General features: G+C 62.7%; 16 protein-coding genes. 5 read left to right on the top strand and 11 right to left on the bottom strand.

What is annotated here, in order from left to right; genetic code table 11:
• Window positions 1-13 precede the first annotated feature (13 nt).
• Genes VSX42_RS02425 through VSX42_RS02415 form a run of 3 tightly spaced genes read left to right on the top strand, consistent with a single transcriptional unit; the run spans window position 14 to window position 956 of the window.
• Window positions 14-331 (top strand): thiamine-binding protein, encoded by a 318-nt coding sequence (locus VSX42_RS02425; RefSeq protein ID WP_326502804.1) that lies wholly within the window; start codon window positions 14-16, stop codon window positions 329-331.
• Window positions 331-771, top strand: coding sequence for a pyrimidine dimer DNA glycosylase/endonuclease V (locus VSX42_RS02420; RefSeq protein ID WP_326502803.1), 441 nt, complete (start codon window positions 331-333; stop codon window positions 769-771). Before VSX42_RS02425 ends, VSX42_RS02420 begins: the two co-directional genes overlap by 1 nt.
• Before the next feature lie 44 nt (window positions 772-815).
• Window positions 816-956, top strand: coding sequence for a hypothetical protein (locus tag VSX42_RS02415; protein ID WP_326502802.1), 141 nt, complete (start codon window positions 816-818; stop codon window positions 954-956).
• Between the two features lie 121 nt (window positions 957-1,077).
• On the opposite strand, the gene VSX42_RS02410 is transcribed toward VSX42_RS02415, so the two are convergent.
• From VSX42_RS02410 to VSX42_RS02400, 3 genes are read right to left on the bottom strand one after another with little or no spacing between them, the layout of a single operon-like run.
• Entirely contained in the window at window positions 1,078-1,611 is a 534-nt protein-coding gene (locus tag VSX42_RS02410) for a GyrI-like domain-containing protein (protein ID WP_326502801.1), read from the bottom strand.
• Window positions 1,608-2,492: a rhodanese-related sulfurtransferase gene (locus VSX42_RS02405; protein WP_418950756.1), complete on the bottom strand. Its 885-nt coding sequence runs from the start codon at window positions 2,490-2,492 to the stop codon at window positions 1,608-1,610. Before VSX42_RS02405 ends, VSX42_RS02410 begins: the two co-directional genes overlap by 4 nt.
• 52 nt (window positions 2,493-2,544) lie before the next feature.
• Window positions 2,545-2,985: a pyridoxamine 5'-phosphate oxidase family protein gene (locus VSX42_RS02400; RefSeq protein WP_326502800.1), complete on the bottom strand. Its 441-nt coding sequence runs from the start codon at window positions 2,983-2,985 to the stop codon at window positions 2,545-2,547.
• A gap of 171 nt (window positions 2,986-3,156) precedes the next feature.
• On the opposite strand from VSX42_RS02400, the gene VSX42_RS02395 reads away from it, so the two are divergent.
• Window positions 3,157-5,736 (top strand): DEAD/DEAH box helicase, encoded by a 2,580-nt coding sequence (locus tag VSX42_RS02395; RefSeq protein ID WP_326503000.1) that lies wholly within the window; start codon window positions 3,157-3,159, stop codon window positions 5,734-5,736.
• 30 nt (window positions 5,737-5,766) lie between these two features.
• Here the strand turns inward: VSX42_RS02395 and VSX42_RS02390 are convergent, their stop codons facing one another.
• From VSX42_RS02390 to VSX42_RS02365, 6 genes are all read right to left on the bottom strand, one after another.
• Entirely contained in the window at window positions 5,767-6,141 is a 375-nt protein-coding gene (locus tag VSX42_RS02390; RefSeq protein ID WP_326502799.1) for an Rv3654c family TadE-like protein, read from the bottom strand.
• The gene (locus VSX42_RS02385; protein ID WP_326502798.1) at window positions 6,138-6,518 is read right to left on the bottom strand and encodes a TadE family type IV pilus minor pilin; all 381 of its coding nucleotides are present in this window, start codon (window positions 6,516-6,518) and stop codon (window positions 6,138-6,140) included. Before VSX42_RS02385 ends, VSX42_RS02390 begins: the two co-directional genes overlap by 4 nt.
• Window positions 6,519-6,631: 113 nt before the next feature.
• The gene (locus tag VSX42_RS02380) at window positions 6,632-6,844 is read right to left on the bottom strand and encodes a DUF4244 domain-containing protein (protein WP_237194936.1); all 213 of its coding nucleotides are present in this window, start codon (window positions 6,842-6,844) and stop codon (window positions 6,632-6,634) included.
• A 332-nt stretch (window positions 6,845-7,176) separates the two neighbouring features.
• Window positions 7,177-7,650 (bottom strand): type II secretion system F family protein, encoded by a 474-nt coding sequence (locus VSX42_RS02375; protein ID WP_326502999.1) that lies wholly within the window; start codon window positions 7,648-7,650, stop codon window positions 7,177-7,179.
• Complete coding sequence (locus tag VSX42_RS02370) at window positions 7,650-8,366, bottom strand: type II secretion system F family protein (RefSeq protein WP_326502797.1); 717 nt, start codon at window positions 8,364-8,366, stop codon at window positions 7,650-7,652. Before VSX42_RS02370 ends, VSX42_RS02375 begins: the two co-directional genes overlap by 1 nt.
• Window positions 8,366-9,487, bottom strand: a complete 1,122-nt coding sequence (locus tag VSX42_RS02365; RefSeq protein ID WP_326502796.1) for a TadA family conjugal transfer-associated ATPase — start codon at window positions 9,485-9,487, stop codon at window positions 8,366-8,368. Before VSX42_RS02365 ends, VSX42_RS02370 begins: the two co-directional genes overlap by 1 nt.
• Window positions 9,488-9,600: 113 nt before the next feature.
• Here VSX42_RS02365 and VSX42_RS02360 point away from each other — a divergent pair, with 113 nt between their 5' ends.
• Window positions 9,601-11,370, top strand: a complete 1,770-nt coding sequence (locus VSX42_RS02360) for a bifunctional 3'-5' exonuclease/DNA polymerase (RefSeq protein WP_326502795.1) — start codon at window positions 9,601-9,603, stop codon at window positions 11,368-11,370.
• Between the two features lies 1 nt (window position 11,371).
• Here the strand turns inward: VSX42_RS02360 and VSX42_RS02355 are convergent, their stop codons facing one another.
• Together VSX42_RS02355 and nth are read right to left on the bottom strand one after the other, a co-directional pair.
• Window positions 11,372-12,130, bottom strand: coding sequence for a CoA pyrophosphatase (locus VSX42_RS02355; RefSeq protein ID WP_326502794.1), 759 nt, complete (start codon window positions 12,128-12,130; stop codon window positions 11,372-11,374).
• The gene (nth, locus tag VSX42_RS02350; protein WP_326502793.1) at window positions 12,123-13,025 is read right to left on the bottom strand and encodes an endonuclease III; all 903 of its coding nucleotides are present in this window, start codon (window positions 13,023-13,025) and stop codon (window positions 12,123-12,125) included. Before nth ends, VSX42_RS02355 begins: the two co-directional genes overlap by 8 nt.
• Between the last annotated feature and the right edge of the window lie 32 nt (window positions 13,026-13,057).

The raw sequence follows: 13,057 nt of genomic DNA, 5'->3' as shown, positions 1-13,057 counted from the left end.
GTAGGGTAGAGACATGTTATTTGCATTCTCTGTAGCCCCCACCGGCGGCGGAGACCCGTCCGGGTCCGTGCACGACGCCGTTGCAGAAGCCGTCCAGATTGTCCGCGATTCGGGCCTGCCCCACCGCACCGACGCCATGTTTACCACCATCGAAGGTGACTGGGACGAGTGCATGGCCGTTATCAAAGCCGCCACCGAAGCCGTTGGAAAGTACGGCAACCGGGTCTCCCTGGTGCTCAAGGCCGATATTCGCCCAGGTCACGACTCCGGCGAACTCACCGGCAAGCTCGACCGCCTCGAAGAAGCCATCGCCCGCCGAGCTGACCGCTAGTGCGTATCTGGTCTGTTCACCCCTCCCTGCTCGACGCTAAGGGGCTAGTAGCCTGCTGGCGTGAGACCCTGCTTGCTCAGAAAGTGCTCCAGGGTCTCACCAAGGGCTACACCAGCCACCCCCAGCTTGACCGTTTCAAAGCCTCTAGCGACCCCCTAGCCTACATCTGCACTTATCTGCACGGACTGGCTAACGAAGCTGACGGGCGGGGCTATAGATTCAATCGCGGTTTGCTGGTACTCCCCGCTCAACCGGAGTTATCACCGCTACCGGTTACCGACGGTCAACTGGACTACGAAATCTCATTTTTGGCAGAAAAAGTAAAAACCCGCTCACCTCAGTGGTATGACCAGCATTTTGCCACGTCACCCAGCAAAGTCACCCACCCCCTCTTCACCGTCGTCCCCGGCTCCATCGAAAGCTGGGAAAAGGTTAAATAGTAATCAAGGTGATTTTTTCTAGAGGTCTGGGTTATATTTACCTTATGGCTAATGTAGAAAAAATTGCCGAACTGGAAAAGTCCATCGCTGACTGGAAGGAAAAGGCCGCTAACGGTGGCCCTGCCTTTATCGCAGAGATTATCGAGAAGCTCGAGGCCGAACTGGCCGTAGAGCAGAACTCCTAAAGATTTTTCCCTTCGGTATTACCACACCAGTTCAACCGTTATCCAGGGGCGCGCAAGCGCACATACTTTAGAGAGAAATACCTCCCGCATATCGCACTGCGGGAGGTATTTTATTGTCTCTTTAGGCGGCCTGCGGGCTCGTTACAGCCTGCCAGAGATACATACGGTAGTTCTCGTCGGTGATTTCACCGGGCCCGTACACTTCTAGGCAGACGCCGGTAGGCTCCAGCCCCTTCGAGGGGATGAAGGTGCTGGCCAGGTGGTTGAAGCCTGCCTTGATATGGCCAGGGGGGACGCCCGGGGTAATGGCCCCCTGCACCAGGACGGTAGCGTACATAGCGGCCGGTACCATCACGCCGGTAAGCCCCAGGGCTGCGACGTCCTTAATACCGCCGGGCACAATGAAACCGGCGGTGTAGGTAAAACCAGTATCGTCGGCGTCCGGCATTACGACGCCCACCTTCTGTAGCTTTTCTACCGCGGCCAGGCGCTGGGCGGCCAGGTCGCCCCCGCCCGACTCAAGCTTGCTATAAAGGCGCTCCCACCAGGAGCCGAAGTCGCTCTCTTCGGTCGCCGGGTCGGTGACACCGGCGACCATGAAGGTGCCGTATTCAATCAGGGCTGTTTCGTAGGCCGGGGTTTTCTGCTCACTCATGCCGAGGTTGCCGCAGCCTTGAGCTCAGCTTCTGCTTTGGCCTGGCAGTCGGGGCACAGGAGCACCAAATCACGCACTCCGTCCACATCAAGGTTGACGAAGGTGTTGGCCTTAGCGCCGCAGTGTTCGCACTCGCCGATTGTGACGGTGTCGGGTGAGAAGTTCATGTGCTGGCGCTTGTCGAAGATGTAAAGTGAGCCCTCCCAAAGGCCGGAGTCACCGTACTTTTCGCCGTAGCGCACGATGCCGCCGTCGATCTGGTAGATCTCTTTGAAGCCGCGGTTCTTCATCAGAGCTGAAAGAATTTCGCAGCGGATACCGCCGGTGCAGTAGGTGATGACGGGCTTGTCTTTGAGGTCATCGTACTTGCCCGATTCGATTTCTTTGATGAAGTCGTGGGTGGTGCGTACATCGGGCACAATGGCGTTCTTGAACTTACCGATTTTGGCTTCGAAGGCGTTGCGGCCGTCGAAGAAGACCACCTCATCGCCACGTTCTTCAACCAGCTTGTTCACTTCTTCAGGCTTCAGGTGCACGCCGCCGCCCACCACACCGTTTTCATCGACGATGAGTTCATCAGGGGTACCGAAGGCGACAATCTCGTCGCGGGCCTTTACCGAGAGGCGGGGGAAGTCGCTAGCGCTACCGTCGGACCACTTGAGTTCGAGCTTTTCGAAGCCCGGGTACTGGCGGGTAGTCTTACCGTACTGTTTCAGGGCATTGATGTCGCCGCCCAGGGTACCGTTGATGCCGTGCTTAGAAATCAGGATGCGTCCGGTCAGGCCCAGCTTCTCGCAGAGGGCACGCTGCCACAGCATCACGGCCTTGGGGTCGGTCACAGGGGCGAAGCAGTAGTAGAGGATAATTTTTTCTTGAGACACACCCCTATTTTAGACCTTATTCCCCTCGGCGGGGGGGCGGCGACTGGCGCTCCTAGCCCAGGCGGAAGCGGCGCCCGGTCATTTTCTGCGGGGTCAGCTCCACAATCTCCAGCTTCTCGGTATCGAGCCAGGGCTCAAGGTTGAGCTTGCCAACGTAGTCAATGTCGCGGGTTTCGGTCAGCAGGCGGGCTGTAGCAAAGACATTGACCGAGTAGGCGTGACTGCCCTCTGCCCGGTCGAACTGCACGGTTACTTTCTCATTGAGCAAAAGCTGGGTGAGCTTGCTGCCGGAGGCGGTTCGGAAGAAAATGCGAACCCCGTCGGTCACAATGTTGAGCGGGGTGATGTGCACGTAGCCGTCCTCGCCTACCGTACCCAGACGGGCAAACCGGGTGCCCTCAATCAGCTCCCAAATCTGCTCTTCGGTGAGGACCGTAACCACAGGCTCCTGCTCGGTGGTCTTCTTACCCTGAATGTTCATTGGAATACTCATAGAGCCCATTATCCCACCCCTTATAGTGCAGGTCACAGATAACAGGATAGAAAGAGCAAATATTTACGCGCACTCTCGCGGTGCCATAATAGACGGGTGCCTACAGATGCCCTTCCCCCGCGCTCACACCCAGCCGGAGCCCCGTCCACTCACGCTCCCCAACCCGGTGAGCTGGCCGTAGTACTCGACCAGCTGGGGCTGGCGTCCTTACCTGATCAGGTCACCCATGTGCGCACCCTGCCTGCCCGGCGCGCAGAAACTGCCCCCTGGCCGTCCTGGGCCCACCCGCGAGTAATTGAGGCCTACCAGAACCTAGGGGTCGCCGAGCCCTATCTGCACCAGGTGCAGGCGGCAACGGCCGCGCATGAGTCCCCCGGCAACCGGCACGTCATTCTGGCAACGGGAACCGCCTCGGGTAAGTCCCTGGCCTACCAGCTACCTGCCCTTGACGCTATCTACCGGGGCGAATTCGAGGCCCAGGCTAGCGGCTTTGATTCAGGACGGGCAACGGCCCTCTATCTCTCCCCCACCAAGGCCCTAGCGGCAGACCAACTGGCCTCCCTGCGCAACCTGGGGCTGCCCGGGCTCGTGGCTGAGAGCTACGACGGCGATACCCCGCAGGCCGACCGCCGCTTTATTCGCGAACGCGCCAACTTCATTCTGGCTAACCCGGATATGCTGCACCACGCTATCTTGCCCAACCATGCCCGCTGGGCTGGTTTTTTGCGCAAACTCAAGTATGTGATCGTGGATGAGGCCCACGGCTATCGGGGCGTCTTTGGGGCCCATGTTTCTCTGCTGATGAGGCGCTTGCGGCGGGTGTGCCGCTACTACGGCGCTACCCCGGTATTTATTGGAGCGTCCGCTACCAGCGCGGAGCCTGCTGAGTCTTTTGCCCGGCTGATTGGGTCGCGGCCCACCGCGGTTACGGCGGTGACGGAAAGTACCGCTCCGCGCGGTGCTACCCATGTGCTCTTGTGGGAGCCGGAGTTTACCGATGCGGCGGCGGTCAATGACAAGCTTTCTGCCCACGCCAACGGGGTGAGCGTTCGGCCCGGTGCCCAGGGCTGTGGTGCGGGTGAGAACGGAGCGCCGGTGCGTAAGTCGGTCATTACCCAGAGCGCTGAGATGCTCACCGACCTGGTGGTGAACCGCACCCGCACCATCTCTTTCATCAAGTCCCGTCGCGGTGCTGAAGCTATCGCGCAGACCGCTGGCCGCTATCTCGATGAGGTTGAGCCCGGCCTTTCTGCCCGTATTGCAGCCTATCGGGCTGGCTATCTGCCCGAAGAGCGGCGGGCCCTTGAAGCCAGCCTGCGCCGGGGTGAGATTCTGGGCGTAGCCTCGACCAACGCCCTGGAGCTGGGTATTGATATTGCGGGGCTGGATGCCGTGTTGGTGGGCGGATGGCCGGGGACGCGGGCATCCTTCTACCAGCAGATAGGACGAGCAGGTAGGGCAGGGCAGGACGCTTTTGCCGTCCTGATTGCCAGCGAAGATCCCCTCGATACCTACCTGGTACACCACCCCGAAGATATTTTTGACCGGCCGGTTGAAAAAACCGTTTTCGACCCTGAGAACCCCTATGTGCTTAGTCCACATCTGTGTGCTGCGGCAGCTGAGATCCCCCTGCGCCGGGATGAGCTCATGGTTTTTGGGCGCACCGCCGAGGCGCTGTTGGGCCGTCTGGTGGAGCAGGGCTACCTGAGGCAGCGGGCCACCGGCTGGTTCTGGACCCACCCCGAGTCTGCCAGCAATGTTGTGAACCTGCGCGGGGGCGGCTCTCCCCTGCAGATTATTGACTGCGAAACGGGTGCCGTGATTGGCAGTATGGACGACGGCCACGCCCACTCCCAGGGGCACCCCGGCGCTATTTACACTCACCAGGGCAAGACCTACGTGGTGGAAGACCTTGACGAGGACAACAAGGTTATTGCGGTCTCTGCGGTGAACCCCGATTATTACACCCAGTCCCGTGATATCACCGAAGTTACCGTGCTGGGTGCTGAAGAAACGCGGCAGCAGGGGCAGGTGTCGTTGAGCTACGGCAGGGTGCGGGTTCGTTCCCAGGTGGTGGGCTACCAGCGGAAGTCCCTGGTGGGTCAACAAGTTCTGGGCGATGAGCCGCTTGATCTTGCCCCGCAGGAGCTTCAGACTAGGGCTATCTGGTGGGCTATGCCCGCTACCCTGCTCCACGCTGCAGGTATTCATGAGCGGGATATCCCCGGGGCTTTGCATGCCGCTGAGCACGCTGCTATTGGCTTGCTCCCCCTGGTAGCCACCTGCGACCGGTGGGATATCGGTGGTTTATCGACCGCCTTTCATATCGATACCGAACAGCCCACGATTTTCGTCTACGACGGCCACCCTGGCGGGGCGGGCTTTGCCGAGCGGGGCTTTGAGCAGGTAGGCCACTGGCTACGGGCCACTCTCGATACGATTTTGGCCTGCGAGTGCGATCTAGGCTGCCCATCGTGTGTGCAGTCCCCCAAGTGCGGTAACCGGAACGAGCCCCTGCACAAGGCAGGCGCCGCCCGGCTTTTAGCTGCCCTGCTCGTTGAGGCTGATGAACTTACCGATGAAGAGCGCAGAAGACTGCTCAAGCCTTTAGGCCCGACGGCTGAAAGCCCGGTAGCTGGGGAAACAGGAGCCGGAAGTTACGCGGTGGGGCACCGGGACGAGGGGAAACCTACCCCGGTGGATGTAGCTGAGTCTTTGACCGGCTTCGCCGCTACCGACGACCCCTTCTAGCCGTGGTATAGCGAGCGGGGCTGGCCTTGGTTATGAGGAGTCAGGTGGCCCAGCCCGGGATAGGCCCTCAGCAGGGCCAAGGAAGGCGAAGGGGCCGCTAATATCAACAAGGGTGCGCACGTCCACCGTCCCGCCCAACCCGGCAGGCTGGCCGCAGCCACCCAGCCAAGCCCCGTTGGATTGGGCAACGCGTTCGGCGACCGTGCAGGGCTCCCCGGCAGCAAGACCACGGGCTGCGTCCGCTGCGGCAAGGGCGGCTAGATCTGCTGCTGCCGTTGCCCGGTGCTGCGCGGTGATGACCCCAATGAGTCCGGCGCAGGTGGCCCCGAGAATAAGAAGAGCGCAGACCAGACCTACCGTGGCAACGGTGCTGCTTCCTCGTTCCCGCTCGACTTCGCGATTCATGAGTCAGCACTCCCGGTGGTAGCCCTGTATTCGGTGAGGGCCCGTGCATCGGCGGTAAGCGTCCAACCGCTGACCTTTCCCACAACTCCCGGAGCCTGCCTGCTCACCGTTACGACCGTCATGTCGTCATCCTGAGCCAGGGTGACGATAGCAGCGGGGTCTATCTCCTGCACAATGCGAGTGACGGTCTCGGCGGTTTCCCCGCGGGCTGCTGCCCGGGCTCCCAGGCGAGCGCCCTCTTCCAGTTTGAGCTGCACGATACCGGTTGCGGCAGCTCCCAACACCAAGGCCAGAACGAATACAAGAGCCGGGAGTATCACCGCAAATTCGGCGGTGCTTGACCCTCTCTCATCTTCTGTTGCGGCTAGGGTCTGCACGGTATCACCACCTTATATAGTGCTGAGGGTTCCAGGGTTTTCAAGTATCGATTACGGATTTTCCCGTCTCTGTGCCCGGGCGGTTCAGCCCGGGCACAGAGACAGAAGGCGGTCTACGCTCCAGTTGAGAGAGCTGTTTGCACAAGCCCCAGCAGCATCTGGCGGACTTCTTCAGATTTGAGGATGACCACGAGCAGACCCGCAAAGCCTACGGCCGCTAGCATGACGATTCCGTACTCGGCAGTCGTAGCACCCGCTTCGGGGTCATCGAGACCGGCCTGAAAGACCTGGCCTTCTACAGGTGATGTGGGGTGAGTGTTCGACACGGTTTCCTCCTTAATATGGTGCTCCTCGGCGGCCTTGCCGAGGCGCTGTGTTCTTTCGGGTGGGCTCGGACGAAGACGGGGTAAGGGGCGGGTTGAGGTAGTGAGAAAGACGCCGGGGCCTTCACCCGAGGTACCTGTAGCTTTCCAGTTGCCCAAGATGGCGTAAAGAGAAGTGTTACCTGTGGATAAGGGCAGCGGGCCTGCTCTCCCGTCTTTTCAGGTAGCAAAGCTCCCAGCACCCTCTTCAGCGGTGTAGCCGTGACATGTTTGTGACGCCCCAGCGCCCTCCACCGGGTGCCTGTGAACATCCTGTCCGCACCGCCTGCCCGCTTCTAAAAAAGCGCCGGAAACAGGGCGATGAGAACGGGCACCACTCCCAGGCAGATAAAGGACGGCAGCGAGCAAGCTCCCAGCGGCACCACCAGTTTGACGCTCAGCCGGGCAGCTGCCTTCTCGTAGGCCCGTTGCCTGTGACGGCGCTGCCGCTGGGCCAGTACCCTCACTAGCTGGGCGCTCGGTGCACCCGTGCTCAGCGTCAGCCCCAGCGCCTCATACAGGCCTACGAGCCCCGGGGCAACCGGTTGCTCCCAGGCGTCCGCCCAGCTATGCCCCTGATAGAGGCGCTCCACCACAGCGGTCAGTTCTGCCTCGTACCGCCCCTCTTCAAGCTGACCCAGCTGGTGCAGCACCGCAGGAATCGAAAGTCCTGCCGCGAGCATGGTCGCCGCCATATCCAGGTAGAGGGCAGCATCTAGGTCAGGAGCGGACGACCGGGGCTGCTTCCCCGCTCTCGATAAAGCCAGCATCACTGCCCCTCTTCCGCTCGGCGAATCAGGCGGGCCGTCCAGCGGTTGCCGCACCAGGCCAGCGCCAACCCTAGGCACCCGACGAAAGCCCCGGGAACTGAGCCTAGAAGCACCCCTAAGGGATCCGTACCCATCAAGATCCCCAGCCCCAACCCCACAAAAGGCAGCCAGGAAAGGATTCGACCGGTAGCCCGCGGCCCACTCAAAGCGGTCTCCCGCTGCTGGCGCAGGTCAATTTCCGTCTCCAGATAGCAGGCTAGGCGCTCAAACACCTGGGCTAGCGAGGCGCCCGTCCGCTCCCCCACCTGCCAGCAGGCTGCCACCCTGGCGGCTCCCTGTCTCACGCTCTCGCGCAACTCAGCCTGCCCGGCAGCCTTCAGATACACGCCGGTTAGGGGCAGGCCCTTCTGGGCTTGGGCGCTCGCAGTCTCAAAAAGCTGGGCCATCTGGGCCCGAGCACCTTCGAGGCCCTGTTGCTGACGCACGGACGGCCGCAGCTTTCCCACAACTGCGAGCAGGCCGGATTTCTGTTCGGTGCGCTCCTCGTGTTCTAGGCCCACCAGATAGGCCGCTACGTGGGTGCAGGCCTGCGCCGGGGAGCACCCCGCGCGCAGCAGGGCGGCAAGACGCCAGATGGCATCGGGCCATAGCTCCAGCTCTTCCAAGCCCACAGAATCGCTGCGAACCCCAAGACTTTTCAGACTGTCGACCGGCATCAGGATCCCACCCCTGTGCTCTGAAACAGCCCGGCTGCCTGTTGGAGCTCTTCGCTACCGGGGTGCCAGCGCAGGTAGGTGCCGCGGCGGCGCGGCTCCACGGTGCAGACCGGCTCAACAGCAAGGTTGTGCCCGCCTACCAGCCGGTAAACCCCGCGCACCATACGGCGTTTACCCTCGCGTTCAAGGTGAACAATATACTCCAGCGCCGTCGCAGCCTGCAGGGCCACGGCCTGACTACTCACCCCCGCGAGAGCCCCCATGGCATAGAGCCGGGCAGGCACAGCCTGAGCCGAATTGGCGTGAACGGTGGTGCCGCTACCCGCGTGACCGGTATTCATGGCTGTAAGCATGTCCATGACCTCAGCGCCGCGACACTCTCCCACCACCAGCCGGCTGGGCCGCATGCGAAGGGCCTGCCGAATCAGCTCGGCCAGCCCCACCTCCCCCTGCCCCTCAGCGTTAGCAGCCCGGGCCTGCAGGCTCACGGTATGCGGGTGGTCTAGCTGCAGTTCAGAAGTGTCTTCTACCAGCAGTAGCCGCTCACCGGCGTCCGCCTCCTGCAGCAGGGCACCCAGCAGGGTGGTCTTGCCGGTCCCTGTTCCTCCGCTGACCAGTAGATTAGCCCGCGAGCGCACCAGCTGCCGCAGCACCTGTTCCAACTCACGCCCCATCATGCCGCGCTCTTGTAGTTGCCGTAAGGACGGGCGCTGAGCCGGTTGCAGGCGCAGGGACAGCAGGGTGCCGGAGCGGCTCAGGGGCGGGAGCAGGGCGTGGATGCGGATTCCCTGCTGGGTTTGGACGTCGGCTGCCGGGTAGGCGTCGTCCAGGCGGCCACCTGCGGAAAGAATGAGCCGGGTAGCCAGCGCTCTCACGGCTTCATCATTGGGGAAGGTAATGGCAGCCCGGTGCAGGGTACCGGCGGCCTCGTACCAGACGTCCTGGGGGCCGTTGACGAAAATATCGGTCAGCCCTTCCCGGCTCACCAGGGGTGTGAGCGGGCCCAGGTCGGTCTCGGCCGGTTCTACCGCTAAGAGCGGCACATCATCGGGTAGGTCTGTGGGAAGAGACTCAAAGAAACGGCGCCGCGACCGGCGCACACGCATCTCAGTATCGGGCATGGCTACCTTTCAGGGTAGGCCCCTGCCCCGGCATCTTTCTCTTGCCTCTCTTTATGCCACAGAAGAAGTGCCGTGTCTAGCCCTGTGAACAGCGCAAACGGCATAATAGAAAGATGTACATCGTGCTTGGCCCAGCGACCTCCCCCGGCGATACGCCCCTGTGGGAGGCCATTACGCTGAACGACACCGGCTCAGGCACCCACCGCACTTTCCCCTTCACTAAGCTCCCCGACTTTGTGCGCGCGGTGGAAGCCCAAAACCCGCACCGGGTGATCCGCTGGGCCTGGGCGGACGCCCGCGAGCTCATGCCCGCCCTGCTGGTAGCTGGCGTCTCACCGGCGTCCTGCCACGACCTGCGCCTTGCCCAGCGAATCCTGCTCACCGCCGCTACCCGTGCCCAAAACCGGCTGCCCTACACGCCGACCATCGACCTCACCCCCGAACCCCCGTCCCCGGCAGGAGTGCTACCGGCCAGACGGCAAATCGAGGGGCAAACCTCCCTCTTTGACGACCTGGGCACGGCCTCCCCCGAACGGCACGAGGTAGCCGGGCCAACCGCGTCCGCCCTGCTCACCGAACTCCGCGCCCAGCTAGAGGCCGTCGCCACCTGCCCAGCCCCAGCCCGGCTCTCCCTCCTACTCGCCGCAGAATCCCAGGGCGCCCTCATCGCAGCCGAAATGAAGCACCACGGCATGCCTTGGAACCGCGCCATCCACGAAAAAATCCTCGAACACGCCCTCGGCCCCCGCCCCGCAGGCTACGACCGCCCCTACAAGATGGAGCGCCTCGCCGCCCGCATCCGCGAAGAACTCGGGGCCCCCAACCTCAACCCCGACTCGCCCCAAGAAGTCCTCAAAGCCCTACAGGCAGCCGGCCACTCGGTCACCTCCACCCGCAAATGGGAACTCACCGAATGGGCCAACGCCGTTCCCCACCTGCGCGAAGAACGCTGGCAGCTCGTCCGCCCCCTGCTCGACTACAAACGCCTCTCCCGGATCTACACCGCCAACGGCTGGAACTGGCTCGACACCTGGGTAACCAACAACCGTTTCCACCCCACCTACGAAGTCGGCTCAGCCGCCACCGGCCGCTGGGGCGGGCACGGCGGCGGGGCCATGCAAATCCCCAAGGGCGTGCGCCCCGCCATCCGCGCCGAAGAGGGCATGATGCTCACCGTCGCTGACGCCGCCCAAATCGAACCCCGCATCCTCGCCGTCATGAGCGGCGACCGTGCCCTCGCCGTCGCCGGACGCGGCACCGACCTCTACCTCGGCATCGCCCAGATTGGCGAGCGCACCGGCAGCGTGCTCAACGACCGCTCCCACGCCAAAATCGCCCTGCTGGCTGCCATGTACGGAGCCACCACCGGTGAAGGCGGGCAGCTCATGCCCCACCTCAAAAAACTCTTCCCCGCCGCAATCGGCCTCACCGAACACGCCGCCGACGTAGGCCTACGCGGCGGGCAGGTCACCACCTACCTGGGGCGCACCTCCCCAGCACCCTCCCACGCCTGGTTCCAAGCCCAACGCAACCAGGTCACCGCAGCCGACGAACGTGCCGCCCGCTCAGCCGCCCGCGCCCACAGCCGCTTCACCCGCAACTTCGTCATCCAGGGAACAGCCGCCGAATGGGCCGTCATCTGGATGGCCCAAATCCGCAAACGCCTGCGCACCGAACGTCGCTTCGGCAAACGCATGCAAACCCGCCTGGTCTACTTCCTCCACGACGAAATCATGCTCTACGGCCCTACCGGCGAATCAGCCCGAGCCGCCGAAATCGTGCGCGAATCAGCGCAAGTTGCCGCCGAACTCATCTTCGGACCCACCGACGTCGAGTTCCCCGTCACCGTCGTGACTACCGACGATTATTCACAGGCTAAATAGGCTAATTCCCAATTTCCCGAGTGCGCTTCTTATCCCAGGGTTCTTCCCAGCCCAGCTCTTCAAAGACCCGGGAGAGCAGGTTGCCGGTGAAACCCCAGATAGTAAACGGAGCGAAGTCACCGGTCACCTCAAAAGCCGGGGACTTGTGTCTGCTCCGGCCGCGAGTCACTGTCATGGTCAGCCGGTTAGCCGGGTTCAGCAGGTCTGCCACCGGCACGCGCACCACCAGGGTTGACTCATTCCGGTCTACTGCCTCCACCGGGGTCGGTAGGTCCCACCAGCCCAGCACGGGAGTCACCCGGTAGTTACTGACCGGCAAATCAACCGCCGGGAGCTGGCCCAGCAGGCGCACCCCCTCAGCCTGCAGACCGGTCTCTTCAACGGCCTCCCGCAGGGCAGCCACCTGCTGGACGGTTCGGCCGGTACGAGCTGCCTCGTCGTAGTCCTCATGGTCAATCCGCCCACCGGGCAGGGCAGGCTGACCGGCGTGGTGACGCAGGGCGTCCGACCGCACCAGCACCAAGAGGTCAAGGTCCGATGCAACCGTGCCGCACCCGGCATTCTGCGCAGGAGCTTCATCAAGCACCCCCATCAGCACCAGCACAGCGGCCTCTTTAACGGTGCCCGAGTCCATCTGCCCAATCGGCCACGAATCCTCGGGGCGCACAATACTCGGGGCCCGTTCCGCCAACTCCTGCAGGGCCGCTAGGGCGGGGTGCTGACCCGCTATCTCTTCCCCTGAGGTCTCTTTCCTAGGCACTGAGCGTCCACCCCTCTTCCCGCAGCTGGCGACGGGTAGCACCCTGCACAAAACGCAGATGCAGACGCTCACGCCCCGGGGCCATCTCGTACTTGAGCAGTTTCTCTGCCGCCACCGGGTCGGTTTCACCGGCGCCGTAAGCCGGGCAGAGGTCGGCAACGGGGCAGGCCCCGCAGGCCGGTTTTTGGGCGTGACAGATACGCCGGCCGTGGTAGACCAGCCGGTGGGAAAGCTGCGTCCAATCCTTGGGTTCAAAAAGCTCGGCGACGTCGCGTTCGACCTTAACGGGGTCCTCTTCGGTGGTGAAGCCAAAGCGGCGGGCCAGGCGGCCGAAGTGGGTATCGACGGTAATGCCCGGCTTTCCAAAAGCATTACCCAGCACCACGAAAGCAGTTTTTCGCCCCACACCGGAGAGCTTAACTAATTCCTCAAGCCTGCCCGGTACCTGCCCGCGATAATCTGCCACCAGCTGGGCTGCCAGGTTCACGATTGCCTTGGCCTTGGAGCGGTAGAAGCCCAGGGGCCGCACAATGTCTTCCACGTCTTCAATCCGCGCGGACGCCAGCGCCGCCGCATCGGGGTAGCGGGAGAATAGTTCGGGGGTGGTGGCATTCACGCGCACGTCAGTGGTTTGGGCTGAGAGGACGGTAGCTACCAGCAGCTCAAAGGGGTTATCAAAGTCGAGTTCGGCAACCGCATAGGGGTAGGTCTTCCCCAAAATACGGTTGATTTTGCGGGCGCGACGGGTCAGGGCAAGGGGGCTTTCGGCCTCGCCGCGAGCTGACGCGCGGGCATGCTTTCGGGCGGACGCTCGCGCCTTGGGCTCGGGTACAGAGCGAGTTTCAAGCTGGGCGAGCTCGTCAGGGTTAAGAGGTACATCGGCATGTAGGGGCATATACCCAAGCCTACCGCCGCCCGTCCTTGCGG

This window comes from Rothia nasimurium, from assembly GCF_035916755.1.
In the GTDB taxonomy this organism is placed as follows: Bacteria; Actinomycetota; Actinomycetes; order Actinomycetales; family Micrococcaceae; genus Rothia.
This window is presented reverse-complemented; position numbering and strand designations above follow the sequence as displayed.